The organism is Elioraea sp. (assembly GCF_051860475.1).
In the GTDB taxonomy this organism is placed as follows: Bacteria; Pseudomonadota; Alphaproteobacteria; order Acetobacterales; family Acetobacteraceae; genus Elioraea.
In genome coordinates, this window is record NZ_JBHYDW010000052.1 from 1 (window position 1) to 26,101 (window position 26,101).

Genomic DNA, 26,101 nt, shown 5'->3' on the forward strand with positions numbered 1-26,101 from the left:
CGCAGCAATAGAGGCTCAGCACCTCGCGCGCGGCCGCCTCCGCCGCGCTGCGGTCCTCGGCCAATGCGGCGAGGCGCACGCGCACCTCGCCGTCCGGGGCGAGCGGGCCGCGGCGCGCACCCTCGTCGCTGTCGAACACCGCCTGGAGCCCGAGCAGATCGATCCGAAGACGGATCGGCAGTGCGGCGACGCGCGCGCGCAGAGTGGTCGCGGCGAGCCGCGCGCGAGCGAGCGCGTTCGGCCCCGCATAGCTGATCTCGCCCTCACCGAGGAAGCCGCCCTCGGTGCTCACGGTCGCCTTCAGCGTCGGTGGTCGGGCATGGCCGCGCGCACCGCGCAGCAGGACCGTGTCGCGCCCGGGCTCCGCGACCGTCACAGAGGTGATGTCGAGCGTCACGTCGGGCGTCAGATAGGCCGCCGGATCGTGCACCTCGTAGAGGATCTGTTCGGTGACCGTGCGGCGATCCACCAGCCCGCCCGGCGTGTCGGCCTTGGTGACGGTGATCGTGCCGTCGGCCGTGACCGCGGCGATGGGGAAGCCGATCGCCTCCGGCGCCGGGACGTCCTTCACGCCGGGATCGCCGAAGTACCCGCCCGTCACCTGCGCGCCGCATTCCAGCAGGTGCCCCGCGAGCGTGCCGGCGGCGAGCGCGTCGAGGTCGTGCTCGCCCCAGCCGAAATGCGCGATCAGCGGGCCGAGCGCGAGCGCGGGATCGGCGATCCGTCCCGTCACGACGATCTCGGCGCCATCGCAGAGCGCCGCGGCGATCGGGAAGGCGCCGAGATAGGCGTTGGCGGCGATGATCGGTCGCGCGGGCCGCGCGCCTCCCTCCCAGGCGATGCGCGGATCATCGAGCACCTCGCGCACGTCGTCGCCCTCGATCACGGCGATGCGCGGGGGGGCGAGGCCGAGTTCCGCCGCGAGCTGCGCGATCGCCGCGGCCGCACCGCGCGCATTGGAAGCGCCGAAATTGCCGACGATGGGGATGCCGGCGGCGAGACACAGCCCGAGCACCGGCCGCAGCAGCGGCAGGAGCGCAGGTTCGTATCCCGCATCCGAATCGGTCTCGCGCGCCAGCACGCCGAGCGCGAGCGTGCGTTCCGCCAGCGTCTCGAAGGTCATCGCCGCCGGCCCGCCGCGCGCGATCAGCGTGCGCACCACCGGCTCGGCCACGTCCAGCCGATCGCCCGAGAACCCCGCGCCGTTGCCGATCAGGAGGGGAGGAGCCATGACGCCGTGCAGGCTAGACGCCTCCGCCGCTGCCTGCCAGCCTGCGCGCCGCAGCGAGGAGACCACCATGCCAGGCACACGCGAGGCGGCGATCGCGCGCGCGACGACGTTGTTCGACAGCGGTACGTTCCGCGCCACGCTCCAGGAGCTCGTCGCGATCCCCTCCACCAGCCAGGAGGAGGCGCACCGGCCCGATCTCGACCGCTACCTCGACGGCGCGCTGCGCGCCTGGCTGGAGCGGCTCGGCTTCGCGGTGACGGTGCACCAGAACCCGCGCCCCGCCCTCGGCCCGATCCTCACGGCCACAAGGCACGAGGGCGACGGCTTGCCGACCGTCATCACCTACGGCCACGGCGACACGGTGCGCGGGCTCGAGGAGCAGTGGTCGGAGGGCCTCTCGCCCTGGACGATCACGGAGCGGGACGGCAAGTGGTACGGCCGCGGCGTGGTCGACAACAAGGGCCAGCACGCGCTCAACCTCGCGGCACTCGAAGCCGTGCTCGCCGAACGCGGCGGCAAGCTCGGCTTCAACCTCAAACTGGTGATCGAGACGGCGGAGGAGCGCGGCTCAGGCGGACTGCGCGAATTCGTCGCCGCCAACACGGACCTGCTCGCCGCCGATGCGTTGATCGGCTCGGACGGGCCGCGCGTCGATCCCGAGGTGCCGACCATCAAGTGCGGCACGCGCGGCACGTTCCATTTCGACCTGGTGGTGAACCTGCGGCCGGGCGGGGTTCATTCGGGCCATTGGGGCGGGTTGACCCGCGACCCGGCGATCATCCTCGCCCATGCGCTCGGCGCGATCATGGACCGCAACGGCAAGATCCTGGTGCGCGACTGGCTTCCCAAGGGCGGGCTGCCGCCGGCCGTGAAGACGGCGCTCGCGGGCTGTCCGCTCGGCGGCGCCGGGGAGGCGGCGACCATCGACGAGGGCTGGGGCGAACCCGGCCTGACGCCGGCCGAGAAGATCTACGGCTGGAACAGCTTCATCGTGCTGGCGATGGTCGCGGGCAAGCCGGATGGGCCGGTGAACGCGGTCGCGCCGAATGCGCGCGCGCATTGCCAGATCCGCTACACGGTCGATACCGATCCCGCGACCTTCGCGCCGTCCTTGCGCAAGCATCTCGACGCGGCGGGGTTCCCGGAGGTCGCGATCGAGAACGCCGCGGTGCGCATGCCGGCGAGCCGCACCGATCCCGTCAACCCATGGGTCGGCTTTGCCGCCGACAGCATCGCGCGCACGCTGAACCGCCGGCCCCAGGTGGTGCCCAATGCGTCAGGCGGGCTGCCGGGCGACGTGTTCGTCGATCATCTCGGCGTGCCGCTCCTCTGGATCCCGCACAGCTACAACGGCTGCAAGCAGCACGGCCCGGACGAGCACGCGATCCCGGCGATCCTGCGCGAGGGCATCGCGATGATGGCCGGGCTGTGGTGGGACCTGGGCGAGGGCAATGCGCCACGGTTGACCTAGGGCGTCGACGATGCCACCACGGCGGGCATGCGCGCGCGTCTCGCCCGTCGGATGGTGGTTGTCGCTCTGGTCGCCGCCTGCACGGCGCGGCCCGGCGCTGCCTGGGCCGAGACCGGCGAGGCGTCCTGGGTCGCGCGTTCGTTGCGCGGCCGGCGCACGGCGAGCGGCGCACGCTACGATCCGCGCGCGCTGACCGCGGCGCACCGCACGCTGCCGTTCGGCACGCAGGTGCGCGTGACGCGCCTCGATACCGGTCGGTCCGTGATTGTCACGGTCACCGATCGCGGACCGTGGGTGGGCGGGCGCGTGATCGACGTGTCGGAGGCGGCGGCGGATGCGCTCGGTTTCCAGGGTCGCGGCACCGCGCCGGTGCGGCTCACGCTGCCGTAGCCTCCATCCGCGCCGCCGTCTCCCCGCTCTGGTGGCGCAGGAAGCCGCGCAGCCGCTCGTTGTAGTCGGGCAGCACCTCTCGCGCTGCGTCGGCGGGTGGCGCGGGACGGGATCGCGGCGCTGCTGGCGAAGCTGCCGCCCTGTGTGGTGGCGCTGGAGCCGTGCTGCGGCGCACACCATGTCGGGCGTGGTGCGGCGGCACTTGGACACCAGGTCCGGCTGGTATGTCCGGCCGTACGTGAAGGCCCCGAAGAACGACGACCGCGACGCGCCCGACGATGCGGTTTGTGCCGCTGAAGGGCGAGGCACAGCTCGACGTGCAGGCGCTGCACCGGGCACGCAAGCGATTGGTGGCGGAACGGACGGCGCTGATCAACCAGATGCGTGCCCTGCTTCTGGAGCGCGGGATCGTGCTGGCGCAGCGGCGCCGGTCGGTGGCGGCCTGGGTCGGCGCGCCTCGTGATGAGAACGCGCCCGACTGCCTGAGCCCGCGCATCCGTCTGCTGGTGAGCGACATGCGGGCGGAGTGGGCTGAGCTCGACCGGCGCATCGCGGCGTTGGACGATGAGTTCGCCGCGCGCGCGGCAGGACGAGGCGGCGCGGCGCCTTGCGACAGTGCCCGGCATCGGGCCGCTCGGCGCGACAGCGCTCGCGGCGATGCGCGATGCGCGTGCGGGCGGGCGGGCACGCGACCTGGCGGCCTGGCTCGGGCTGGTGCCGAAGCAGGCAACGACAGGCGGCAAGCCGAAGCTGCTCGGGATCACCAAGCGGGGCAGCCGCTCCCTGCGCAAGACCCTGATCCACGGCGCCCGTACGGTGCTGCCGCGTCTGGCGGCGACGGAAACCCGCCTGGGCCGCTGGCTACGCGCGCTGGTCGAACGTGCGGTTTGTGCTCCTCCGCGTGGTGCAGGAGGTCGCCAGCAGCAGCGCCCGCAACAGCGCCAAGGGCGGCCAGCCAGGCTCGCCCTTCGCCGACGCCGAGATGCCGACCAGATGCCGGTCGATCACCGCCCGGTCGATCAGCCCGGCAAGCTGCGAAAGCAACGTCGCCGCCCGCGGCTCCGACCGCGCGATGAGATCCTCCTGGCCGATCCGACGCCGCGCCATCCCCACGGCCACAACCAGATCACGGCATCGAATCAAACCGCACCGCGCCGACGCAGGCACCCGCGCGCACAGGTCTCATGAAGTGGTGGGCACGGCAGGCACACAAACAGCCCCTGGCTCAGGATTGCCTCTTGTCCACTTGCCCTGGAGCCGTCCTTGGCGGGGTGTGACCAAACGGGTAGCGGCGCATGAGAGCAAAGGCTGCGCCGGGCTCCGGTTCGACGTACAGCGCGATCGAGTCGATCGTCAGCTCACCGTCCACGGCGGGGGCGAAGCGCTCTGCCAGATGGGCGAGCAGGGCGCCGGCTTGGCTCGCGTCGAGCCGAGCGCTGAGCGTCAGGTGGAAGCGGAACTCGCCCAGCACGTAGGGGTAGCCCCAGCGGTCGAGGTTGCCGGCCTGCGCCGACGTCAACCCGGCGCGGCGGCGGCGTTCGACCTCCTCAGGTTCAGGTGGTGCACGGAACGGATCGAGCGTCGTCACGCAGGCCGCGGCCAGGGCATCCAGCGCGGCGGACCGATCGGTCGGTACTACGGCAAGAAACCCCGACAGCGGCCGCACGGCGAACAGGGGCGCGATGAATGGCGATCGACTGGCGGCGAAGGCGTGGAGCGCTGCATCGAGCCCGACCTCGCTCCTGCCCCGCGCCAGCCGGAACGGCGGCTTCAGCGTGCCATGCCAGCCGTAGCGCGCCGGATCGCGCGTGATCTCGGCGTGGTGCTCGCGTGTCATGCCGTCGGGCAGCGGCGGCGCGATCTGCTCGCCCGTCTCGGGATCCCGCCCTAGCCACTCGCATCCGGCGCGCCACAGCGGATGATCGCGCGGCGGCGCCCAGTAGATCGCGTAGCGATGCGCCATCAGGCGATGCGGCGGCCTTCGCGCCAGACCTGGCGCACCAGCGGATGACCGTCAGCCAGATGCACCTGCACGAGGTCGGCGCGCAGCCCGGGCGCAACCCGGCCGCGATCCGAAAGTCCGACCATCCGCGCCGGTTCAGCCGAGATCGTCGCGATCGCGCGCGGCAGCGCGATGCTGTAGCGGTCGTGGAGCAGCATCGCGCTCGCGAGCATCGAGGAGGGGATGTAGTCGGAGGCGAACACGTCCACGAGGCCACGCGCGACCAGGTCGGATGCGGCGACATTGCCGCTGTGGCTGCCGCCACGGACGATGTTCGGCCCGCCGGCCACCACCGCCATGCCGTGCCGCTTCGCCGCCTCGGCCGCCACCAGACTGACCGGGAACTCGCTGATCCGCACACCCGCCGCGTGCCAGGACCCGACCTCGTCCGCGGTCCGATCGTCATGGCTCGCGACCGCCACCGGGCGGCCGGCAAGGTGGGCCAGGATCGCGTCGCGATTCGCGTCGCGCACACGGTCGCGCGTCTCGCGCCGGCGTGCGACATAGGCGCGTGCCTCGGCCTCGCTCATGCCGAGGGTGCGCGCATTCCTCTTCACGTAGCGCTCGACATCGGCGAACTGGCCGACGCCGGGCGTGTGGTCCATCAGGCTGACCATGCGCACCAGCGGATCATCGGCGACGGTCTCGAAGCTCGCCTGCATGGTTGCGACGCTGAGCTCGCAGCGCAGGTGGAGCAGATGTTCGGCACGGAGCAGCCCGCGCGGGGCGAGCGCACGAAGCTCGGCGACACCGTCGCGGAACATCTGGTCGCGCTGGTCCGCGTGCTCCACCTCGCCGACGCAGAGCGCGTCTAGCACCGTCGTCACGCCGGCCGAAGCGACCTGGGCGTCGTGTGCGAGCAGGGCGGCGCGCGCCGACCAGCGCACGCCGGGCCGCGGCATCATGTGCTTCTCGAGATTGTCGGTGTGCACGTCGACCAGGCCGGGAATCAGCAGGTCGCCGTCGAGATCCTGGGCAGCGGCCAGACCACTCCTGCCCCGCTCGACGGTGCGGATGCGCACGCCCCGCATCACGACCGTTCCGTCGAACACCTCCGTGTCGGTCACGACCCGGGCATTGGTCAGGACAGTCTCGCCGCTCATGCTGCCGCCGCCAGAGGAGCCACCGGATGCTCGCGCGTCGCCACCGCACGGCGCACATCGGCATCGTGGAAGATCCCCACGATCGCCGCGCCGCGCGATCTCGCCTCCTGGATCAGCGCGACCGCGACCTCGGCGTTCGCCGGATCGAGGCTCGCGGTCGGCTCGTCCACGAGCATCACAGGATACGGGAAGGCGAAGCCGCGCGCGAGATTGACGCGCTGCTGCTCGCCGCCCGAGAAGGTCGCGGGTGGCAGCGACCAGAGCCGCTCGGGCAGGTTGAGCCGCGCGAGCAGCCGCTCAGCCTCACGCTCGGCCGCGGCGGCACCCACCCCGGCCGCCCGCAGGGGCTCGGCGACGATGCTGCGCGCCGGCACGCGCGGGATCACGCGCAGGAACTGTGACACGTAGCCGACCGTCTCGCGCCGGATCGCGACGATCTCGCGAGGGCCGGCGGCAGCGAGATCGACCATGCGATCGCGGTGGCGCACCAGGATGCGCCCGCCGCCGGGCAGGTAGTTGCCGTAGAGGGCGCGCATCAGCGTGCTCTTCCCGGCACCCGACGGCCCGGTGAGCGCGACGCATTCGCCCGGGCACACGCTCAGCGACACGCCGCGCAGCACCGGTAGCCGCACGCCGCCCTGGAGGTGCAGGGTGAAGTCCTTCGACAGACCCTCGACGACGAGCAACGGGTCATCGCTCATGCCTGCAACACCGAGGACACGAGCAGCTGGCTGTAGGGGTGCTGCGGATCGTCCAGCACCTGGTCGGTGAGCCCCGCCTCGACGATGCGCCCGCCCTGCATCACCAGCATCCGGTCCGCGAGCAGCCGCGCGACCGCGAGATCATGCGTGACGATCACCGCCGACAGTCCGAGATCGGCGACGAGCCGGCGGATCAGGTCGAGCAGCCGCGCCTGTACGGAGACGTCGAGCCCGCCCGTGGGTTCATCCATCAGCACGAGCCGCGGGCGTGTGACCAGCACGCGCGCGATCTGCAAGCGCTGCTGCATCCCACCCGAGTAGGTGCGTGGCGGATCGTCGATCCGGTCCGGGTCGATCTCCACGCGCCGCAGCCACTCGGTTGCCTCCGCGCGGATGCGGCCCCAGTGGCGCGCACCGGCGGCCATCAGCCGCTCGCCGACATTGCCGCCGGCGGAGACCGCCATGCGCAGCCCGTCGCGCGGGTTCTGGTGCACGAAGCCCCAGTGCGTGCGCGCGAGCTGCCGCCGCACCGGCTCGGGCAGCTCGTCCAGCGCGACGAGCGCGCCGTCGTCGAGCCGATAGTGCACGCGGCCGCCATCGGCGGGCAGGTCGCCATGGACCGCGCGCAGCAGCGTGGTCTTGCCGCTGCCGGACTCGCCGACGATCGCCAGCACCTCGCCCGGCCAGAGCTCGAACGAGGCGTGATCCACCGCCAGCGTGCGGCCGAACCGCACAGTGAGTGCGCGCACGGAAAGCAGCGGGGCGTCGCTCATGCGCCAGCTCCCGCGAGCGCGTGGCCGGCCGCGCTGCCGCGATGGCCCAGGGCGCGCCGCGCGGTGCAGTGATCGGTGTCACTGCACACGAACAGCCGCCCGCCGCGATCATCCACCACCACCTCGTCGAGATAGGAGTCGGTCGCGCCGCACAGTCCGCAGGAGGCCTCGGCCTTCCACGGGTGGAACGGATGGTCCTCGAAGGCGAGGCTCTCGACGGTCGTGTAGGGCGGCACGGCGTAGATGCGTTTCTCGCGCCCGGCGCCGAAGAGCTGCAAGGCGGGTGACCGGTGCATCTTGGGATTGTCGAAGGACGGGATCGGTGAGGGCGCCATCACGTGCCTGCCGTTCACCAGCACCGGATAGTCGTAGGAGAGCGTGATGCGTCCGTGCCGGGCGATGTCCTCATACAGCTTCACGTGCATCAGCCCGTAATCGGCGAGCGCGTGCATCCGGCGCGTCTCGGTCTCGCGCGGCTCGAGCTTGCGCAGCGGCTCCGGCTGCGGCACCTGGTAGACGAGGATCTGCCCAGCGGTGAGCGGCGTCTCCGGGATGCGGTGGCGCGTCTGGATGATGGTCGCCTCGGCCGTGCGATCGGTCGTGCGCACCTTGGCGGTGAGGGCGAAGAAGCGGCGGATGGATACCGCGTTCGTGGTGTCGTCCGCGCCCTGGTCGATCACCTTCAGCACATCCTCGGGGCCGATCACCGCGGCGGTCACCTGCATCCCGCCGGTGCCCCAGCCATAGGCGAGCGGCATCTCGCGGCTCGCGAACGGCACCTGGTAGCCGGGAATCGCCACCGCCTTGAGCAGGGCACGGCGGATCATCCGCTTGGTCTGCTCGTCGAGATAGGCGAAGGTGTAGCCCGCCAGGGTGGTCATTCCGCGGCCTCGCGGTTCGGCTCGGTGATGCGCGCCTCGGCCTCGGCGCGCAAAGCGCGGATCAGTTCGAGCTCGGACTGGAAATCGACATAGTGCGGCAGCTTCAGGTGCTGTACGAAGCCCGAGGCCTCGACATTGTCGCTGTGGCTCAGCACGAACTCCTCGTCCTGCGCCGGGGCGGTGACGTCCTGGCCGAGCTCGCGGCTCATCAGCGCGCGGTCGACCAGCGCCATGCCCATGGCCTTGCGCTCGTTGTGGCCGAAGGCAAGGCCGTAGCCGCGCGTGAACTGCGGCCTCTCGATGCGCGAGCCCGCGAACTGGTTCACCATCTGGCATTCGGTGACGGCGATGTCGCCGATTTCGATCGCGAAGCCGAGCTCCTCCGGCGCGATCTCCACCACGACCGTGCCGTAGCGCAGCTCGCCGGCGAAGGGATGCGCGCCGCCGTAGCCGCGTTGGGTGGAGTAGCCCATCGCGAGCACGAACCCCTCGTCGCCGCGCGCGAGGTTCTGCAACCGCAACGCACGCGCGGCTGGGAAGGTCAGCGGATCGCGTGTCAGATCGGGCGGCTCGGCGTCGCGATCGCCGCTCTCGGGCCGGATCAACCCCTCCTGGTCGAGCAGCGCAGCGACGCGCGGCATCGCGGGATCGGCGGGCTCCTCCGCGCGCGGCGCCGGCGGCACGGGCGCGTCCTCGAGCAGGGCGGCGTCGAGCAGGCGATGCGTGTAGTCGTAGGTGGGGCCGAGGATCTGTCCGCCCGGCAGGTCCTTGTAGGTCGCGCTGATGCGGCGCGCGATCGTCATGCGCGCGGTGTCGATCGGCAGGCTGCGCAGAAGCGCGACAGGGTGGTGCGGTAGGCGCGCAGCAGGAAGGCGGCCTCCTGGAGGTCGCCCTGCGCCTGCTTGATCGCGAGGGCCGCGAGCGTGCGGTCATGGAGCGCGCCCTCCGCCATCACGCGATCGACCGCATGGCCGAGCTGCTGCTCGATCTGATCCACGCTCAGCACAGGCACCGACGGGTCGCCGCGGCGCGCCTCGGCAAGGACCGCATGGCTCGCCGCGATGGCACGCTCGCCGCCCTTGACCGCGACATACATCGCTCAGCCCTCCGTCACGGTGGTGCTGCGCGGCAGGGCGGCGATCTCCGCTCCGGCCACCAGGACGACATCGACGCCGCGGGGATAGGCGACGTGGTTGCGTCCCCGCCACGCGATGAAGCCCGCTGGCAGCCCTTCGACGCGCAACGTCGTGGTCGTCTCGATACCCGGTCCGGTGAGGTGCAGCGGATCGCCGGCGCCGAGTTGTGCGACCTGAAGCACGGCCGTGGCGGAGCGGTCGGGGAACTCGTCCGAACCGATCGAGAGACGATCGGGTGGCAGCGCGGAAGGGTCGGCCGCGAAGGCGAAGGCGGCCTCCTCCGGCACCTCGACGATGCGGCAGCCGGTGTGGAAGCGGAGCCAGCCGACCACCGCCGGCTCGCGCAGCGCCGGACAGAGCCAGAGCTGCGTGTCGGCGTCGCACAGCGTCAGCGCGATCGCCCCTGCGGCGGGCGCGAGCGGCGAAGGCGCGGGCGGCGCCTCCAGCGGCGCCACGGTGCCCGGGCGGGCCATGGCGTCGAGCAGGCGGCGGAACACCGCCTGGGCGGCAAGCGGCGGGTCGGCGAAGCCGGGTGCGACCGTCATCATCCCATGCGCACCATCGAGAAGAAATCGACCCTGGTCGCGGCGGCGCGGCGCAGCGCATCCTCGCGCCTCGCCTGCTGGCGGGTGGTCTCCTCGGCCATGAGGCCGACGCGAAGCACGGCGCCGTGCGCCTCCGTCTGAAACAGCGCGTCGAGCACGGCGGCGAGCTCGGCCTTGCGCTGATCGCAGCCAGCGACATAGGCGTGGCCGACCGTGCCACAGGTGAGACGGACCGCGCAGCGCGTCACCGTCATCTCGCCGAGATTGAACTGCGCGCCGTCGCCGCCGGCGCGGCCACGCACCATCACCATCCCGGTCTCGGGCGCGCGCAGCCGCGTCCACGACGGTGCCGGGTCGAGCGCATCGACCGCGCGTTCCAGCACCGCACGGTCGGCGCGCGCGAGCATGCCCATCCAGACCTGGCGCTCTCGGATTTCGGATGCAGCGGGCATGGCGTGGTCGCGTCGGGGTGATTGCGGATGTCTCATGACATCTAGACATCCGAACATACCTACAACTACACTGCTCTACAATACTCGGATGGCAGGGCGCACGGCGTGACGTTCCGATGACGCGCGCCGCCGCGGAGACGACGCGATGGACCTTCACCGCCCTGAGCCCGCCCAAGCGCCGGTTCCGTTGGTCGAGCGCGGCGCCGGCGTGACGCTCTGGCGCCAGATCGCACAGGCGCTCGAGGCGGAGATCGCCGCCGGACGCATCCCGCCGGGCGGACGGCTGCCGACCGAGCAGCAGCTCTCGGCACGGTTCCGGGTCAACCGCCATACGGTGCGCCGCGCCATGGAGGAGCTCGAACGGCGCGGCCTGGTGCGGATCGAGCAGGGTCGCGGCAGCTTCGCCGCCGAGGACGTGATCGACTACCAGGTCGGTCCGCGCACGCGCGGGTCGGGGGGGTTCGCACGCCAGAACCGCGAGCCCTCCGGGCGGATCCTGCGCGTCGCCGAGGTGGCGGCGGATGACGCCGCAGCGGCCGCGCTCCGGCTGCGGCGCGGGCGGATGCTCTGGCTGGTCGAACGGCTGGGGCTCGCCGACGGGCGGCCGGTCAGCCTCGGCCGGCACCATTTCCCGCAGACGCGGCTGCCCGGCCTGCCGGATGCGCTGGCCGACGGCAGGGGCTCGATCACGCGCGCGCTCGCGGCCTGCGGGGTGGCCGAGTATGCACGCCGCTCCACACGCGTCACCGCACGCCTGCCCAGCCTCGAGGAGGCCGAGGCGCTCGGGCACCCGCGCAACCGGCCCGTGCTCGTGACGGAAGCGGTGAATGTCGACGCACACGGCATCCCTGTGGAGTACGGTGTCGCGACCTATCCCGCAGGTCGGGTGCAACTCCATTTCGAATTCTGAGGCATGACCGGAACGCTCGTGATCGCCGGCGCGCGGCTGCTGCTCGCCGATGCCGTCTCCCTGCCCGCCACGCTGACGATCCGCGACGGCAGGATCGTGGCGATCGGCGCGGACGTGCCGAAGGGCGCGCGCGAGTTGCGCGCGAACGGCCTGCTGCTCGCCCCCGGCCTGGTGGACATCCATGGCGATGCGTTCGAACGCCAAGTTCAGCCGCGGCCCGGCGTCGATTTCCGCCACGATCTCGCGCTGATCGACACGGATGCGCAGCTGCTCGCCAATGGCATCACCACGGCGTTCCATGGCGTGACGCTGTCGTGGGAGCCGGGGCTGCGCAGCGAGCCTGCGTTCCGGTCGCTGGTCGCGGCCTGGGCTGGTCTCACTGGCCGCCTCGGCGCCGATCACCGCATCCATCTGCGGCTCGAGACCTATGCGATGGACCAGTGGCCGGCAGCCGAGGCGGCGATCGCCGCGGGTGCCGTGCATCTGCTCGCGTTCAACGACCATACGGCGGAGATCGCCAGGCGGACAGCGGATCCGGCGCGCGCGTCGCGCTACGCCGACCGCGCCAAGGTGACGGGGCCGGAGGTCTTGGCGCTCGCGCAGGCGATGCTCGCGCGCGGCGACGAGGTCGAGCCGTTCGTGCATCACGCCGCGCGCGTAGCGCGCGACGCGGGACTTGCGATGGCAAGCCACGACGACGCCTCGCCGGAGTCGCGCGCGCGCTGGCGCGCGCTCGGCTGCGCGATCTGCGAGTTCCCCATGAACGAGGCGACGGGGCTGGCCGCGCGCGCGGCGGGCGAGCACGTGGTGATGGGCTGCCCGAACGTCGTGCGCGGCGGCAGCCATCTCGGCTGGCACTCGGCCGAGGCGATGGTGCGCGCCGGCGCGGCGGACGTTCTTGCCTCCGACTATTTCTATCCCGCGATGCGCCACGCGGCGTTCGCGCTCGCCGCGCGCGGCGCCTGCACGCTGCCGGAGGCGTGGGCGCTGGTTTCGGCCCATGCGGCGGAAGCGGCCAGACTCCCGGATCGCGGCCGGATCGCGGCGGGGCTGCGCGCCGATCTGGTGCTGCTCGACGACACCGCTCCCGCCGGGCCGGAGGTGGTCTGCACGCTGGTGGACGGGCGGCTTGCCTGGCTCTCGGCCACCGGGGCCGCGCGACTTGCCTGACCCTCTTGCCCGGGGGCAGGGGCGCGGCAAGGATGCGCGCCGCAGTTCAGGGGAGGTGGCGGATGGCCGGACGGCTTGAGGGCAAGCGCGCATTCGTGACGGCGGCGGCACAGGGCATCGGACGCGCGACCGCGCTCGCCTTCGCGGCCGAGGGCGCCGAGGTGATCGCGACCGACCTCAACGAGGCCGGGCTTGCGTCGCTCGCCGGCGAGCGCATCCGGACGCGCGGGCTCGACGTGCTCGACCCGGCGGCGATTGCGGCGGCCGCGAACGACGCAGGTCCGGTGGACGTGCTGTTCAACTGCGCGGGCTTCGTGCACCAGAACACGATCGAGACCTGCACCGAGGACGAGTGGGCCTTCGCATTCGAGCTGAACGTGCGCAGCGCCTTCCGTGTCACCAAGGCGGTCCTGCCGGCGATGCTGGCGAGGGGCGGCGGCAGCATCATCGTGATGTCCTCGGCGGCCTCGTCGATCAAGGGCGCGCCGAACCGGTTCGTCTATGGCGTGACCAAGGCGGCGCTGATCGGCTTCGTCAAGAGCGTGGCCGCCGACTACGTGAAGCGCGGCGTGCGCGCGAACGCGATCTGCCCCGGCACGGTGGAGACGCCATCGTTGCAGGACCGGATCGCGGCGAACGCGGGCGAGGCCGGCAGTGTGGATGCGGCGCGCGCGGCGTTCATCGCGCGCCAGGCGATGGGCCGCCTCGGCACGCCCGAGGAGATCGCCGCGCTCGCCGTCTATCTCGCCAGCGACGAGAGCGCCTTCGTCACCGGCCAGTCGATCGTGATCGACGGCGGCTGGACCCTCTAGCAACCGGGAAAGGAACGGATCGGATGAAGCTGTTGCGCTGGGGGCCGCGCGGTCTCGAGAAGCCGGGGATCCTGGACGCGGAGGGAACGCTGCGCGACCTCTCGGGCATCGTCGAGGAGATCGGTCCGGAGGAGCTGTCGCCGGCGGGGCTCGCCCGGCTCGCGGCGGTGAACGTGGCCGCGCTGCCGAAGGTGGAGGGCGGCCCCCGGCTTGGCGTGCCGTTCACGGGCATGCGCAACTTCATCTGCATCGGGCTGAACTACGCGGACCATGCCGCGGAGACAGGCGCGCCGATCCCGAAGGAGCCGATCATCTTCATCAAGGCCCTGACGGCGCTGAACGGTCCGAACGACGACGTGGAGATCCCGCGCGGGTCGGTGAAGACCGACTGGGAGGTGGAGCTCGGCGTGGTGATCGGCTCGCGCACCAAGTATGTCGACGAGGCGTCGGCGCTCGATCATGTCGCCGGGTACTGCGTCGTGAACGACGTGAGCGAGCGCGAGTTCCAGATCGAGCGCGGCGGCACCTGGGACAAGGGCAAAGGTCATGAGACCTTCGGCCCGGTGGGTCCGTGGCTGGTGACGAAGGACGAGGTGCCTGATCCGCAGGCGCTGGAGATGGGCCTGGACGTTGACGGGCAGGGGATGCAGCACGGCAGCACGAAGACGATGATCTTCGGCGTGCGGCACCTGGTCAGCTACGTGTCGCGCTTCATGACGCTCATGCCAGGCGATCTGATCACGACGGGCACCCCGCCGGGTGTGGGCATGGGCAAGAAGCCGGAGCCTGTGTACCTGCGCCCCGGCCAGCAGATGCGCGTCTGGATCGCGGGACTGGGCGAGCAGCGTCAGCGCACGGTGGCCGCCTGAGGGCCCGACCCTCGCCGTTGTCGCGCGTGGCGCAGTCTTGCTCCGTTCCCTTCCGGCGCCACCCGCCGGCCGGGGAGGAGAGGGCACATGGCCGACGACGCTCCGCCGCATCACGCCGGCACAGGTCGCGCGGCCGACACCTGGCGCTGCATGATCGCCGACGATCTCGCTGCCGTCGCGGCGATCGAGCGGGACAGCCACGACCCGCTGCCGCCGGAGGGCGAAGCTGTGTTCGCCGACCGGCTCGCTGCCTTTCCGGACGGCTGTTTCGTGGTCGGTCCCGGCCGCGCCGTCGAAGGCTACGCCATCGCCCACCCGTGGCGGCTCGGCACCGTGCCGGCGCTCGGCCTCGACCGCCTCATCCTGCCGACCGGGCCCGACTGCCTCTGGCTGCATGATGTCGCGCTGCGCCGGTCATTCCGTGGCCGTGGCCTGGTCACCGCGCTGATCGCCATGCTCGATGGGCGCGCCCGCGCCCGCGCGCTTGCGGCGCTCGCACTGACCGCCGTGCACGGCACCCAGACGCTGTGGACGCGTCACGGCTTCGTCGTCGTGCCCGGGAACGAGGCTGCCCTCGCCGCCTACGGTGAGACCGCGCTCGTCATGACGCGGCGGTTGCGCTGAGCGGCCCCAGCACCGGCAACAGGTCGTTCATCGCCGCAAGATCGCGCCCCCACGCCGCCGAGGCGAGCCGCACTGCGCCTTCGGTGACGGGCATCGCCACGCGCGCCTCACGAGCGAGCGCCAGGTAGAACACCAGCCCGAACGGCACGTCCTCGAGCACGTAGCGCGTCTCCAGCGTGGTCGGCCCGGCCGGACCGCCAGGCCGCGCATGCAGCTCGACCATCATTCCCGCGAGATCGGGTGCGTTCAGCCCGTAGGACCGGCGGAAGAACGCCTCCGCCGTCGGGATGCGCACCCCCACGGCCGCCGCCAGTGCCTGGCGCTCCGCGTCCATTGCCAGGATCAGTCGTGCCACCGCAGGCGTGGTGCAGTGGTACTGCGGCCAGACCTCCCGGTGCTCGATCCGGCTGAGATTGCAGAGCGCCATCGCGGTGTGCGCGATCGGGTTGATGTTCGCCAGCGCGGCCGCGAGGACGCTCTCCGCCGGCACGAACCGCTCCCCCCACAGCGCCGAGGCGGTCGCGATCGCCTCTGGCGTCTCCGCCGCGCGCACCGCCGCCACGTCGCACACCCCGCGCAGCGTGGCCACCTGCACCGAGACCCCGTCCGCCCCGCGCCGGGCCGTCAGTGCCGTGGTGCCGAACCCGGCGACGAGAGCGCCGCGCGCGCCGATCAGGCGATCGAGGTAGAGCGGCGACAGGCTTGCTGCCGCGCTCACCAGCACGGTCTGCCCGGACGCCAGGTGCGGCGCAGCGGCCTCCATCACGGCGCGATGCCCATTCGCCGGCACGGCGACCAGCACGCACGCGGTGCCGGCAAGCGCCTCCGCCGGTGTTTCCGCCGCGACGACGTCGACCCCGCCCGCGACCCCGCCCGTTGCCGCGAGCCGTCCCCCGTTCGCGCGCAGACCCGCGGTGCCGCGACCTGACGGCGACCAGACGCGCACCGTGTGACCGCGCGAGGCCGCGAGGGCGGCGGAGGCGAGGGCGATGGCGCCCGCACCGAGCACGGCGAGCTGCATCGCGCGTCAGTCCACCGGTCCAGGGCGGCGTGGAGAGACCCGTCGCCAGTTCGGGCGGCTGGCGGCGAAGGTGGAGCGATGGAGCATCTCGGCGGGGTCATCCTTGCGCTGCGCCGGCCACTCTAGGCGGCCAGCAGGGCCGCGGGCGAGAGGGGCAACGACGAAACGGAGATGACCATGCCGGGGGAGGGTCCAGCGAGGGGGAGCATCGGGAAGGGCCCTGCGGCCCTGCGCCGCGAACAGGCGGGCGACGAGCGTGTGGAGTCCCCGCCGATCGGCGCGGGCCTCGGACAGCCCGAGCGGAGGGCACTCCGAGCATCGCTCATGGACCTTGAGCAGGAGCATGACGAGCACCGCCGTGCGGCCTTGCAGCGTCCCCGCTTCGTCGACCCGGGTGGACCGCAAGCCTGCAAGCGCCGCCCGGGTCGATGAACGCGACCGCGGAGCGGCCGCGCCGCCAGACGGTCCTAGTCCAACCCGCGCGCGGCCCGTAACGCGGCCTCGGTACGGTTGCTCACGCCGAGGCGCTTCAGCACGGCTGCGACATGCAGCTTCACCGTTCCTTCGGTGGTGCCAAGTCGGGCGGCGATCTGGCGGTTGGTGAGCCCCGCACCAAGCAGCGCCAGCACGGTCTGCTGCCGCGGCGTCAGACGGGGTGCGGCGCCTGGCGCGCGTGCGTCGGCGGCACCCACACGCTGCGCCATCAGGCGCGCGAGCGATTCGCGGACGGAGGCACACTGGTCCGTCCGGGCAAGCTCTGCCGGCAGGATGGCGAGCAGTTGCCCGACGGCATCGTTGAGCTCGAGCAGACTGGCGAGCGGCATCGCCCCGGCGCCGCGCTCCGCCTCCCAACGGGCCGCCTCGGCCGCGCGCGCGAGCACGACCGCGCGCTCCAGCGCCTCGGCGGCGGCGCGCCGCTCGGTGACGTCGAGCGCGATCCCGTCCCACACGACCGTTCCGTCGGCGAGACGGCGTGGCGTGCCGATGCTGCGCACCCATTTGTGGCCGCCGTCCGGGCCGACCACGCGGACCTCCTCGTCGAGCGTCTCGAGATGGTCGGCGGAACGGTGCAGCGCGGTGACGAAACGGCCACGGTCCTCGGGATGCACCCAGCTGTGGTCGGCCTCGCGCTGCGAGAGGACCAGTTCGGGATCGATCCCGAAGGTCTCGCGCATGCCGGGGCTCGCGTAGGTGTAGCGGAACCGCCCGTCCGGCGTGCGGATGCGCTGCATGGTGTGGCCGGGGAACCGGGCCGCGACCTGATCGAACAAGGTGCGCAGGGGCGCCGGCGGGAGCGGTCTCTGGGCCATTCGGCATTATATACCATAAGATATATGAAGACACCAGAAACGTGACACTGGCCCTCGTGCGACGCGACCTTGACCTGAGACCTGTCGCTGAGCGAAGCTTGATCAACAAAGCAAGGCGTATGCCTAAAAGGATATATAGGGTGGACAAGCTGATCATCGAGGCGCGGATCAACGAGTACGCGCTCCGCGAGGGAAACGCCTTCATCCCCTACACGGCCGAGGAGATCGGCACGGATGCCGCCGAGTGCCGCGCGGCCGGCGCCGCGGTCGTCCACTACCACGCGCGCCAGCCCGACGGCGCACCCGCGCACGACTTCGAGACCTACGCCGCTGCCTGCGCGGCGATCCGCGAACGCTGCGATGCGCTGATCCATCCCACACTGGGCTACGCCACCCTGGCCGCCCCGGCGGAGACGCGCCTCCAGCACATCCTGCGCATGGCGGCGGACCCCGCGACCCGCCCGGATTTCGCGCCGATGGACACCGGCAGCGCCAATGTCGACCGGTTCGATCCGCGCACCGGCCGGTTCGTCACCCGCGATCTCGTCTATCGCAACGACACCGGGACGCTCGAGTACTTCGCCGAGCAGATCCGCGCCGCCGGGCTGAAGCCCTACCTCGTTGCCTGGACCATCGGCTTCACCCGCACCGCCGAGGCGTTCCTGCGTGCGGGCCAGGTGGACCAGCCGGCCTATCTCTGCCTCTGCCTCACCGACGGCACGATCCTCGCCGGCCATCCGGGCACGCTGAAGGGGCTGCAGGCGCATCTCGACCACATCCCGGCCGACCTGCGCATCGCCTGGACGGTGTGCAACTTCGGCGGAAACCTGCTGGCTCTCGCCGCCCCCGTCATCGCGCTCGGCGGGCATGTCTCGATCGGGCTCGGCGACTACCCGTACACGGAGCTCGGCCGGCCGACCAACGCCGAACTGGTCGCGCGCGTCGCCGACATCGCCCGTTCGCTCGGCCGCGAGATCGCCACGCCTGCGGAGGCGAAGGCGATCCTCGGCATGTCCTGAACAACCGGAACCAGGGAGACCACGTCCATGATCCGTCGCCGCACGCTCCTTCGGGCAGCCCCTGCCGCGCTCGCCCTGCCCTATGTCGCGCCGCCCGCGCTCGCACAGGGCATGAACCTGCGGATGCAGCACTTCCTCGGCACCAACAGCGCGCTGCATCGCGTCACCACGCAGATGGCCGAGGACGTCAAGCAGGCGACCGGCGGGCGCGTGCAGCTCCAGGTCCTGCCCGGCGGCGCGGTGGTGGCGCCGACCGAGCTGCTCGACACCGTGCGCGGCGGCGTGCTCGACGGGCAGTTCGCCGCGCCGTCGTGGTTCGCCGCCAAGGACCCCGCCTTCGTGATCCTCGGCGATACGGGCGCGATGTTCCGCTCGGTTGATCTGCGCGACCGCTGGTTCGCCGAGAGCGAGGGCGTGTCGTTCGGCCGCGCGCTCTACGATCGGTTTGGCCTGCACTACGTCGACCAGTTCTACTGGCCGGGCGAGCATATCCCCTCGCGCCGCCCGCTCAACGGGGTCGAGGACCTGCGCGGCCTGAAGATCCGCTGCCCGCCCGGCATGATCGCCGAGGTGTTCGGCCGCGCCGGCGCGAGCGTCGTCAATCTGCCGCTGCCCGAACTGTTCAACGCACTCCAGTCGGGCGTGGTGGATGCCGCCGACCAGGCAAATCCGGGGCTGAACTACGCGGTCGGGCTGTACCGCCATGCGCGCTACAGCATCGATGCGCGCCACTCGATGCCGACCTGCGAGGTCTCGTTCTCCAAGCGGCGCTGGGACGGTCTGCCGGCGGAGGCGAAGGAGGCGATCGCGGCGGCGGTGAAGCGCATGTCGGCGGCGCACAAGGCCGCGATCGAGGCCGAGGACAAGGAGGCGCTCGAGAAGATGCGCGCCGAGGGCATCACCATCATCGCATGGCCCGATTCGGAGGTGGACAAACTCGCCCGCCTCACCGCCGAGGTGCAGGACACCTATGGCGCGCGTGGGCCGCAGGCCAAGGCGATCCTCGACAGCCTGCGCGCCTTCCAGGCCCGCGTGGGCTGAGCGATGCAGCGGCTCGCCCTCGCGCTCGGGCGGGCCGCCGCGTGGCTGTTCGTCGCCGCCGCCGCGGTCACGGTCTGGGAGGTCGGCTCGCGCTATCTGTTCGGCGCGCCGACCACCTGGGCGCATGCCACCACCGCCGCGCTCTGCGCCGTCGGCTTCGCGCTCGGCGGCGCCTACGCGTTTGCGCGCAACGAGCACATCCGCATCACGGTGCTGATCGATCGCGTGCCGCCGGGGCTGCGCACGGCGCTCGAGGTGCTGGCGCTCGGCCTGGGCGCGGTCTACCTCGCCGGGCTCGGCTACGCGGCCTGGAACCAGGCCGAGGAGGCGCTCTGGCGGTTCCAGAACGGCGCCTGGACCCCGGAGCTGACGCCGGGACCGCCGAACTGGCCGCTGCCGGCGATCGTGCGCGCCGGGCTCGCCGCCGGCACGCTGCTGTTCCTCGTGCTCGTCGTGCTGCGTCTTGCCTCGCTCGCGCGCCGGCGCTGATGCTGCCGATCGAGCTCGTCACCCTGCTGATCGCTGCGGGGATCCTCGTCACGCTGGTGCTCGGCGTGCCGCTCGCGTTCTCCTCCGGCGCGATCGCGGTGGCGCTGACCCTTGTCTCGTTCGGGCCGGATGCCCTGCTGCTGATCTCCTCGCGCAGCTACTCGTTCCTGGACAGCTACGTGCTGGTGAGCGTGCCGCTGTTCATCCTGATGGCCTCGATCCTGGAACGATCTGGGCTGGCGCGCGATCTCTACACCGCGCTCTCGGTCTGGTCCGGCAAGGTCCCCGGCGGCGTCGGCGCGATCACGGTGCTGGTCGGGGTGGTGCTCGCCGCGACCGTCGGGGTGATCGGCGGCGAGATCGTCGTGCTGGGGCTCGTCGCGCTGCCGCAGCTTCTGCGCCTCGGCTACGACCGCCGGCTCGCGATCGGCACGATCTGCGCGGCGGGCTCGCTCGGCACCATGATCCCGCCCTCGGTGATCCTGGTGTTCTACGGGCTGACCGCGAATGTCGGGATCGGCGACCTGTTCCTCGCCACGCTGCTGCCCGGCCTCATGCTCGCGGCGCTCTATCTCGGCTATGTGCTGATCCGCTGCCGCCTCGATCCCACGCTCGGCCCGCCCCCGCCGCCCGAGCAGCAGGCGCTGCCGTTCGCCGAGCGGCTGGCGATGCTGAAAGACGTCGCACTGCCGGTCGCAGTCGCGGCCTCGGTGCTCGGCTCGATCTATCTCGGCATCGCCTCGGTCACCGAGAGCGCCGGCATGGGCGTGGCCGGCACCGTGCTCGCCTGCGCGCTGCGCGGCGAGCTCCGCTTCGGCCTGATCCGCGCGGCCGCGTTGCAGACCATGTCCACCTGCGGCGTCGTGCTCTGGCTGGTGCTCGGCACCAATGCGCTGATCGGCGTCTACAACCTGATGGGCGGCATCGCCTACGCGCAGTCGCTGTTCCGCGACCTGCCGCTGCCGCCGCTCGGCATCGTGCTGACGATGCTCGTCGTCTGGGTCGTGATGGGCATGTTCATCGACTGGATCGGCATCATGCTGCTGACCATGCCGATCTTCGTGCCGACCATCACCGCACTCGGCTACGACCCGCTCTGGTTCGGCATCCTGTTCAACATCGCGATGCAGATCGCCTATCTGACGCCGCCCTTCGCGCCGGCCGCGTTCTACCTCAAGGGCGTGGCGCCGCCCGACATGCGGCTCGAGGAGATCCTGGGCGCGATGTGGCCGTTCGTCGCACTTCAGGTGATCGCGCTCGCCGTGGTGATCGCCTTCCCCCAGATCGCGCTCTGGCTGCCGCGAGGAGGCTGACATGCCGCACCGACGCCTGATCGTGCCGCCCGGCATGGAGACGCTGCTGGAACGCTTCCGCTACGCGCCCGGCGTGCTGGTGGACGACACGCTCCACATCGCCGGCATGGTGGGCCGCCGGCCGGATCTCTCGGTGGTCGAGGACACCGAGGCGCAGTTCATGCAGGCGTTCGAGAACGTGGGGGCGGTGCTGCGCGCGGCCGGCGGGAGCTTCGCCGACGTGATCGAACTCGAGACCTGGTTCCTGCGGTTTCCCGCCGACCTGCCGCTCTTCATGCAGGTGAAGGACCGCTTTCTCACCGGCCCCGCCTATCCGACCTGGACGGGCTTCGGCGTCGCCTCGTTCTCGACGCCCGGCATCGTCTGCGAGATCAAGTGCATCGCCGTGCTGAACCTGACCGATGCCTGACGCATTGCCGCCCGCCGGGGCCGACCTGCTCGCGCTGCATCGGATGATGCTGCGCATCCGCCGGTTCGACGAGCGCGTGATCGAGCTGTTCCGCGCGGGCGAGATCAAGGGCACGGCTCATTCCTGCGTCGGCCAGGAGGCGATCGCGGCCGGTGCCTGCGCGCATCTGACCGCGCGCGACTGGATCCTCACGCACCACCGCGGCCACGGCCACTGCATCGCCAAGGGTGCCGGCATGGCGCGCATGATGGCCGAGCTGATGGGCAGGGAGACCGGCTACTGCCGCGGCCTCGGCGGGTCGATGCACATCGCCGAGCTGTCGCTCGGCATTCTCGGCGCGAACGGCGTGGTCGGCGCGGGACCGGGAATCGGCCTCGGTGCGGCGCTGGCCGCTCAGCTCGGCGACGGCGCGGTCGGCATCGTGTTCTTCGGCGATGGCGCCGCGAACGAGGGGATCGTGCACGAGGCGATGAACCTCGCTTCCCTCTGGCGCCTGCCGCTGGTGTTCCTGTGCGAGAACAACCGCTTCGGCCTCTCGACGCGGGCGAGCGAGAGCACCGCCGGCGGCGACCTCTCGGCGCGCGCCGCCGGCTACGCCATGCCGGGCACCACCATCGACGGCAACGATGTGCTTGCGGTCCACGCCGCCGTGGGGGAGGCGGTGGCGCGCGCACGCGCAGGCCGGGGACCGAGCTTCCTCGAGGCGCTGACCTGGCGCTGGGGCGACCATTCGATGCGCGCGAACCTGCCGCGCTACCGCTCCGAGGCGGAGGAGGCCGAGCACCTTGCGCGCGATCCGATCGCGCGCGCGGCGGCACTGCTGCACAACCGCGCGGACGCGCTGGCCGAGGCCGCCGCCGCGACCGAGGCCGAGATCGAGCGGGCGGTGGCGGCCGCGCGCGCGAGCCCCGAGCCCGCCTTCGCCCTGCTGCGCTCGAGCGTGGCAACCGCGCACGCGGCCTGGGACGAGCCGGGCGAGACCACCGGCGCGGGCCGCGAGATCGGCATGGTGCAGGCGATCAACGAGGCGCTGCACGCAGCGATGGCGGAGGATGCGCGCGTGATCGTGCTCGGCGAGGATGTCGGCCGGATCGGCGGCATCTTCGGCTGCACGCGCGGACTTCAGGAGCGCTTCGGTGCCGCGCGCGTGCGCGACACGCCGATCAGCGAGCAGGCGATCGGCGGGCTCGCCGTGGGCGCCGCGCTGCGCGGGCTGCGCCCGGTGGTCGAGGTACAGATCCTCGACTTCGTCACGTTGATGATGGACATGATCGTGAACCAGGCCGCCAAGGCGCGCTTCATGCTCGGCGGAACCGCGACCGTGCCGATGGTGGTGCGCGGGCCCCAGGGCGGGGGCATCCGCCTGGCCGCGCAGCACAGCCAGTGCCTGGAGGCATGGTTCGCGCACGTCCCTGGACTGACGGTGGTCGCGCCTGCCACGCCGTACGACGCCAAGGGTCTGCTGATCGCCGCGAGCCGGCACGACAGCCCCGTCGTGTTCCTCGAGCACAAGCTGCTCTATGTCGAGGCGAAGGGCCCCGTGCCGGAGCCGCCCTACGCCATCCCACTCGGCCGCGCGCGCGTGCATCGTCGCGGCCGCGACGTCACGATTGTGGCGATCCAGGCGATGCTGCCGCGCGCGCTGGCGGCGGCGCGCACCCTCGCGCGCGAGGGGATCGAGGCGGAGGTGATCGATCCGCGGACGATCGCCCCGTTCGATCTCGAAGCCGTGGCTGACTCGGTCCGCCGCACCGGCCGCTGCGTGGTCGTACACGAGGCCTGCGTGACCGCGGGGATCGGCGCCGAGATCGCCGCGCGCGTCGCCGAGGCCGCGTTCGACTGGCTGGACGCGCCGGTGCTCCGGGTGGGCAATCCCGACCTGCCGGTGCCGTACAACGACACGCTGGAGCGCGCCGTGATCCCCGACGCCGCGCGGATCGCCGCGGCGGCGAGGCGCGTCTGCTACCGCGATGCGGCGTAGCTTTCGCGCCCTGCTCGCGGCGGGCCGGACTGCGATCGGCACCTGGGCGCAGATCCCGCACCCCGAGGTGATCGAGATTCTGGGCCAGGCCGGGCTCGATTTCGCGATCGTCGATCTCGAGCACGGCCATTTCGGCATCGAGCGCGCGACGGAGCTGTTCCGTGCCTGCGACGCCGTGGGGCTGGTGGCGCTGGCGCGTGTGCGCGGCATCGGCGACATCGGTGCGGTGCTGGACGCCGGCGCCGCGGCCGTGGTGGTGCCGGGGATCGCGTCGCGCGCGGAGGCCGAAGCCGCGGCGGCCGCCGCGCGCTACGCCCCGCGCGGCACGCGCGGGGCCTGTCCCTGCGTGCGCGCCGGCGGGCACGTGATCGCCGACTGGAGCGCGCACGAGGACGCCGACGAGGCCGGCGTGATCCTGCTGGTCGAGACGCGGGCCGGGGTCGAGGCGATCGATCAGATCGTCGCCGTTCCCGGGCCGCTTGCGCTGATGCTCGGGCCGTTCGACCTGTCCGTCAGCCTCGGCCATCGCGGCGACTGGCGCCATCCGGAGGTCGGTGCCGCGCTGGAGCGCCTGGCTGCGGCAGCGCGCGGGGCAGACCTTCCGCTGATCGCGCCGGTGTTCGATCGCGACCACGCTTCCGCCGCCGCCGCGGTCGCGGCATGGCGCGCGAGTGGCATCCGGATCATCACGATCGGCACGGACAAGCTGATCCTCGGCACGGCGGTCTCTTCCTGGGTCGGTGTCGTCACGTGACATGGCTTGGTGCCGCGATCGAGCGCCGACAACCGCCTCGAAAGGGCGCTGTCACAGCGGGCTCAAGCGGCCTTGGACGCGGCTTGAGGCGAGGAGGGACGGGGCTCTCCGGTCCGGAGCCCGCCCCCTTGCCTCCCTTGCCGCCGCCGTGGCAGCGGCGGCGTCCGAGAGGTAGCGCCAGCCGCCTGACCCCGGCCACTCGATCACTTGATCTGTGCTGCGGAAGGCCCTGGGAGTGCGGTCAGTCGGCCGCGCCGGTACGATGGCGGCACGAACCAGGAACAACCTGCTGCCCGTTCCGGGACAAACCTCGCGCCGCCGTACATCCCTTGGTCGGAGCGAGAGGATTCGAACCTCCGGCCCCTGCGTCCCGAACACAGTGCTCTACCAGGCTGAGCTACGCTCCGACGGGGGATCAGGCCGCGCTGTATAGCAAAGCCCCGGCACGGAGCAAGCCGCGCGGGTCAGATCAGGGCGGCAGCCGTGCGCGTGCCCGGCCGCAGCGTCGCCAGCAGCGGCAGCACCGCCTCCGCGCCCTCGGCGACCGCATAGAGGCCGCGCACCGTGCCCTCGGCGAAGCCGGCAGCGATCGCCGCCTCGATCGCAGCGATCAGCGGCTGCGCGCTGCCGGCGACGTCGCACAGCACGACCGGCTTGTCATGCAGGCGAAGCTGGCGCCAGGTGATGATCTCGATCGTCTCGTCGAGCGTGCCGAGGCCGCCGGGCAGCATCACGAAGGCATCCGCGAGCTCCGCCATCCGCGCCTTGCGGGAGTGCATGGAGTCCACCTCGATCATCTCCTGCGCGCCTTCGTGCGCGACCTCCCAGCGGGCGAGGAAGGTCGGGATCACGCCGGTGACGCTGCCGCCGGCGGCGAGGCAGGCATCGGCGATCCGGCCCATCAGGCCGATTCGTCCGCCGCCATAGACGAGCCGGATCCCAGCTGCGGCGAGCGCGCGGCCCAGCGCATCGGCGGACGCGGCATGGGCCGGATCGGCGCCGAGGCGTGAGCCGCAGAACACGGCAACGGCGCGGTAGGGCTGCTGCATCGACATCTCCTTGCCCGCCCGCACTAGCGCGGGCTGGCGGCGCTGTCACTTGCACCGAACGGCGGGCCTGACACAGACGTGAGCTTTCCTGTTGATGAAGTATCAGCAACAATCGTGCGTCGGGTCATTACCGCCTGCACAGGAGAGGAACAGTCCGAGATGAATCGATCGTTGCTTGCCGCCGCTCTGGCGACCGCCGTGCTCGTGCCCGCGACGGTCGCCCTCGCCAGCGTCACAGTGATCCAGGAGCGCCAGGCCGGCTTCCGGATGATGCGCGACAACATGGAGGCGATCCAGGCAGTGGTGCAGGCGCGCCGGCCGAACGCCGACGCCGTCGCACCGGCCCGCGCGATCGCCGAGCACGGCCAGCAGATCACGCGGCTGTTCCCGCCGGGCAGCGACCAGGGCGCAGAGACCCGCGCGCTGCCGAGCATCTGGTCGGACCGGTCGGGCTTCGAGAGCCGCGCGGACGCCTTCGCAACCCAGGCCCAGGCGCTGCTCGCCGCGGCCCAGGGGGGCGACCAGGCCGCCCTCGCGCGCGCCTTCGAGGCGACCGGCGGCACCTGCGGTGCCTGCCACTGGCCACACCGCGCCGCCCAGCGTTGTGACGCCAGAGCGGTTTCCACAAGAGTGGAAACCGCTCTG

General features: G+C 71.9%; 26 protein-coding genes, 1 tRNA gene and 2 pseudogenes. 16 read left to right on the top strand and 13 right to left on the bottom strand.

The window, feature by feature from the left end:
• Positions 1-1,231 (bottom strand): acyclic terpene utilization AtuA family protein (locus ACTIFU_RS11160; protein ID WP_439578384.1); only part of this gene is annotated, 1,231 nt, incomplete at its 3' end.
• 67 nt (positions 1,232-1,298) lie between these two features.
• Between ACTIFU_RS11160 and ACTIFU_RS11165 the strand changes: the two genes are divergently transcribed.
• The 3 genes and pseudogenes from ACTIFU_RS11165 to ACTIFU_RS11175 all read left to right on the top strand — a co-directional run.
• The gene (locus ACTIFU_RS11165; protein WP_439578385.1) at positions 1,299-2,702 is read left to right on the top strand and encodes a M20/M25/M40 family metallo-hydrolase; all 1,404 of its coding nucleotides are present in this window, start codon (positions 1,299-1,301) and stop codon (positions 2,700-2,702) included.
• 27 nt (positions 2,703-2,729) lie between these two features.
• Positions 2,730-3,092 carry a septal ring lytic transglycosylase RlpA family protein gene (locus ACTIFU_RS11170; protein WP_439578386.1) on the top strand — a complete coding sequence of 121 codons (363 nt, stop codon included), beginning with the start codon at positions 2,730-2,732 and terminating at the stop codon, positions 3,090-3,092.
• Positions 3,093-3,170: 78 nt separating this feature from the next.
• A pseudogene (locus tag ACTIFU_RS11175) lies at positions 3,171-3,977 on the top strand (IS110 family transposase); the annotation flags it as partial.
• A gap of 340 nt (positions 3,978-4,317) precedes the next feature.
• On the opposite strand, the gene ACTIFU_RS11180 reads toward ACTIFU_RS11175, so the two are convergent.
• The 8 genes and pseudogenes from ACTIFU_RS11180 to phnG all read right to left on the bottom strand — a co-directional run bounded on the left by ACTIFU_RS11180 (position 4,318) and on the right by phnG (position 10,685).
• The gene (locus ACTIFU_RS11180) at positions 4,318-5,055 is read right to left on the bottom strand and encodes a DUF1045 domain-containing protein (RefSeq protein WP_439578387.1); all 738 of its coding nucleotides are present in this window, start codon (positions 5,053-5,055) and stop codon (positions 4,318-4,320) included.
• On the bottom strand, positions 5,055-6,197 hold the full coding sequence (locus ACTIFU_RS11185) for an alpha-D-ribose 1-methylphosphonate 5-triphosphate diphosphatase (RefSeq protein ID WP_439578388.1): 1,143 nt from the start codon (positions 6,195-6,197) through the stop codon (positions 5,055-5,057). Before ACTIFU_RS11185 ends, ACTIFU_RS11180 begins: the two co-directional genes overlap by 1 nt.
• Entirely contained in the window at positions 6,194-6,898 is a 705-nt protein-coding gene (gene phnL / locus ACTIFU_RS11190; RefSeq protein WP_439578389.1) for a phosphonate C-P lyase system protein PhnL, read from the bottom strand. Before phnL ends, ACTIFU_RS11185 begins: the two co-directional genes overlap by 4 nt.
• On the bottom strand, positions 6,895-7,671 hold the full coding sequence (gene phnK, locus ACTIFU_RS11195; protein WP_439578390.1) for a phosphonate C-P lyase system protein PhnK: 777 nt from the start codon (positions 7,669-7,671) through the stop codon (positions 6,895-6,897). The genes phnL and phnK overlap by 4 nt, the downstream gene beginning before the upstream one ends.
• On the bottom strand, positions 7,668-8,552 hold the full coding sequence (locus ACTIFU_RS11200; RefSeq protein WP_439578391.1) for an alpha-D-ribose 1-methylphosphonate 5-phosphate C-P-lyase PhnJ: 885 nt from the start codon (positions 8,550-8,552) through the stop codon (positions 7,668-7,670). The genes phnK and ACTIFU_RS11200 overlap by 4 nt, the downstream gene beginning before the upstream one ends.
• A pseudogene (locus ACTIFU_RS11205) lies at positions 8,549-9,648 on the bottom strand (carbon-phosphorus lyase complex subunit PhnI). The gene ACTIFU_RS11200 and the pseudogene ACTIFU_RS11205 overlap by 4 nt, the downstream one beginning before the upstream one ends.
• 3 nt (positions 9,649-9,651) lie before the next feature.
• Entirely contained in the window at positions 9,652-10,236 is a 585-nt protein-coding gene (gene phnH, locus ACTIFU_RS11210) for a phosphonate C-P lyase system protein PhnH (protein ID WP_439578392.1), read from the bottom strand.
• Positions 10,233-10,685 (bottom strand): phosphonate C-P lyase system protein PhnG, encoded by a 453-nt coding sequence (phnG, locus tag ACTIFU_RS11215; RefSeq protein ID WP_439578393.1) that lies wholly within the window; start codon positions 10,683-10,685, stop codon positions 10,233-10,235. Before phnG ends, phnH begins: the two co-directional genes overlap by 4 nt.
• A gap of 145 nt (positions 10,686-10,830) precedes the next feature.
• Here phnG and phnF point away from each other — a divergent pair, with 145 nt between their 5' ends.
• From phnF to ACTIFU_RS11240, 5 genes are all read left to right on the top strand, one after another.
• On the top strand, positions 10,831-11,595 hold the full coding sequence (gene phnF / locus ACTIFU_RS11220) for a phosphonate metabolism transcriptional regulator PhnF (RefSeq protein WP_439578394.1): 765 nt from the start codon (positions 10,831-10,833) through the stop codon (positions 11,593-11,595).
• Between the two features lie 3 nt (positions 11,596-11,598).
• The gene (locus tag ACTIFU_RS11225; protein WP_439578395.1) at positions 11,599-12,765 is read left to right on the top strand and encodes an alpha-D-ribose 1-methylphosphonate 5-triphosphate diphosphatase; all 1,167 of its coding nucleotides are present in this window, start codon (positions 11,599-11,601) and stop codon (positions 12,763-12,765) included.
• Between the two features lie 62 nt (positions 12,766-12,827).
• Positions 12,828-13,577: an SDR family oxidoreductase gene (locus ACTIFU_RS11230; RefSeq protein ID WP_439578396.1), complete on the top strand. Its 750-nt coding sequence runs from the start codon at positions 12,828-12,830 to the stop codon at positions 13,575-13,577.
• A gap of 23 nt (positions 13,578-13,600) precedes the next feature.
• The gene (locus ACTIFU_RS11235; protein ID WP_439578397.1) at positions 13,601-14,446 is read left to right on the top strand and encodes a fumarylacetoacetate hydrolase family protein; all 846 of its coding nucleotides are present in this window, start codon (positions 13,601-13,603) and stop codon (positions 14,444-14,446) included.
• Between the two features lie 87 nt (positions 14,447-14,533).
• Complete coding sequence (locus ACTIFU_RS11240) at positions 14,534-15,070, top strand: GNAT family N-acetyltransferase (protein WP_439578398.1); 537 nt, start codon at positions 14,534-14,536, stop codon at positions 15,068-15,070.
• Here ACTIFU_RS11240 and ACTIFU_RS11245 read toward each other — a convergent pair.
• On the bottom strand, positions 15,048-16,091 hold the full coding sequence (locus tag ACTIFU_RS11245; RefSeq protein WP_439578399.1) for an NAD/NADP octopine/nopaline dehydrogenase family protein: 1,044 nt from the start codon (positions 16,089-16,091) through the stop codon (positions 15,048-15,050). The genes ACTIFU_RS11240 and ACTIFU_RS11245 overlap by 23 nt on opposite strands.
• A 467-nt stretch (positions 16,092-16,558) precedes the next feature.
• On the bottom strand, positions 16,559-17,401 hold the full coding sequence (locus ACTIFU_RS11250; RefSeq protein ID WP_439578400.1) for a LuxR C-terminal-related transcriptional regulator: 843 nt from the start codon (positions 17,399-17,401) through the stop codon (positions 16,559-16,561).
• A gap of 140 nt (positions 17,402-17,541) precedes the next feature.
• Here ACTIFU_RS11250 and ACTIFU_RS11255 point away from each other — a divergent pair, with 140 nt between their 5' ends.
• From ACTIFU_RS11255 to ACTIFU_RS11285, 7 genes are read left to right on the top strand one after another with little or no spacing between them, the layout of a single operon-like run.
• Positions 17,542-18,420, top strand: coding sequence for a 3-keto-5-aminohexanoate cleavage protein (locus ACTIFU_RS11255; protein ID WP_439578401.1), 879 nt, complete (start codon positions 17,542-17,544; stop codon positions 18,418-18,420).
• Between the two features lie 27 nt (positions 18,421-18,447).
• The gene (gene dctP / locus ACTIFU_RS11260; protein WP_439578402.1) at positions 18,448-19,461 is read left to right on the top strand and encodes a TRAP transporter substrate-binding protein DctP; all 1,014 of its coding nucleotides are present in this window, start codon (positions 18,448-18,450) and stop codon (positions 19,459-19,461) included.
• Positions 19,462-19,464: 3 nt separating this feature from the next.
• Positions 19,465-19,950, top strand: a complete 486-nt coding sequence (locus ACTIFU_RS11265; RefSeq protein WP_439578403.1) for a TRAP transporter small permease subunit — start codon at positions 19,465-19,467, stop codon at positions 19,948-19,950.
• Positions 19,950-21,263 carry a TRAP transporter large permease gene (locus tag ACTIFU_RS11270; protein WP_439578404.1) on the top strand — a complete coding sequence of 438 codons (1,314 nt, stop codon included), beginning with the start codon at positions 19,950-19,952 and terminating at the stop codon, positions 21,261-21,263. Before ACTIFU_RS11265 ends, ACTIFU_RS11270 begins: the two co-directional genes overlap by 1 nt.
• Before the next feature lies 1 nt (position 21,264).
• Positions 21,265-21,672: a RidA family protein gene (locus ACTIFU_RS11275; protein ID WP_439578405.1), complete on the top strand. Its 408-nt coding sequence runs from the start codon at positions 21,265-21,267 to the stop codon at positions 21,670-21,672.
• Positions 21,665-23,653, top strand: coding sequence for an alpha-ketoacid dehydrogenase subunit alpha/beta (locus ACTIFU_RS11280; protein WP_439578406.1), 1,989 nt, complete (start codon positions 21,665-21,667; stop codon positions 23,651-23,653). Before ACTIFU_RS11275 ends, ACTIFU_RS11280 begins: the two co-directional genes overlap by 8 nt.
• The gene (locus tag ACTIFU_RS11285) at positions 23,643-24,407 is read left to right on the top strand and encodes an HpcH/HpaI aldolase family protein (RefSeq protein ID WP_439578407.1); all 765 of its coding nucleotides are present in this window, start codon (positions 23,643-23,645) and stop codon (positions 24,405-24,407) included. The genes ACTIFU_RS11280 and ACTIFU_RS11285 overlap by 11 nt, the downstream gene beginning before the upstream one ends.
• A gap of 330 nt (positions 24,408-24,737) precedes the next feature.
• Here the strand turns inward: ACTIFU_RS11285 and ACTIFU_RS11290 are convergent.
• Together ACTIFU_RS11290 and ACTIFU_RS11295 are read right to left on the bottom strand one after the other, a co-directional pair.
• Positions 24,738-24,814, bottom strand: a tRNA-Pro gene (locus ACTIFU_RS11290).
• A gap of 57 nt (positions 24,815-24,871) precedes the next feature.
• On the bottom strand, positions 24,872-25,456 hold the full coding sequence (locus ACTIFU_RS11295) for a TIGR00730 family Rossman fold protein (RefSeq protein WP_439578408.1): 585 nt from the start codon (positions 25,454-25,456) through the stop codon (positions 24,872-24,874).
• A 159-nt stretch (positions 25,457-25,615) separates the two neighbouring features.
• Between ACTIFU_RS11295 and ACTIFU_RS11300 the strand changes: the two genes are divergently transcribed.
• On the top strand, positions 25,616-26,101 hold a 486-nt coding region (locus tag ACTIFU_RS11300; protein WP_439578409.1), incomplete at its 3' end, for a cytochrome c.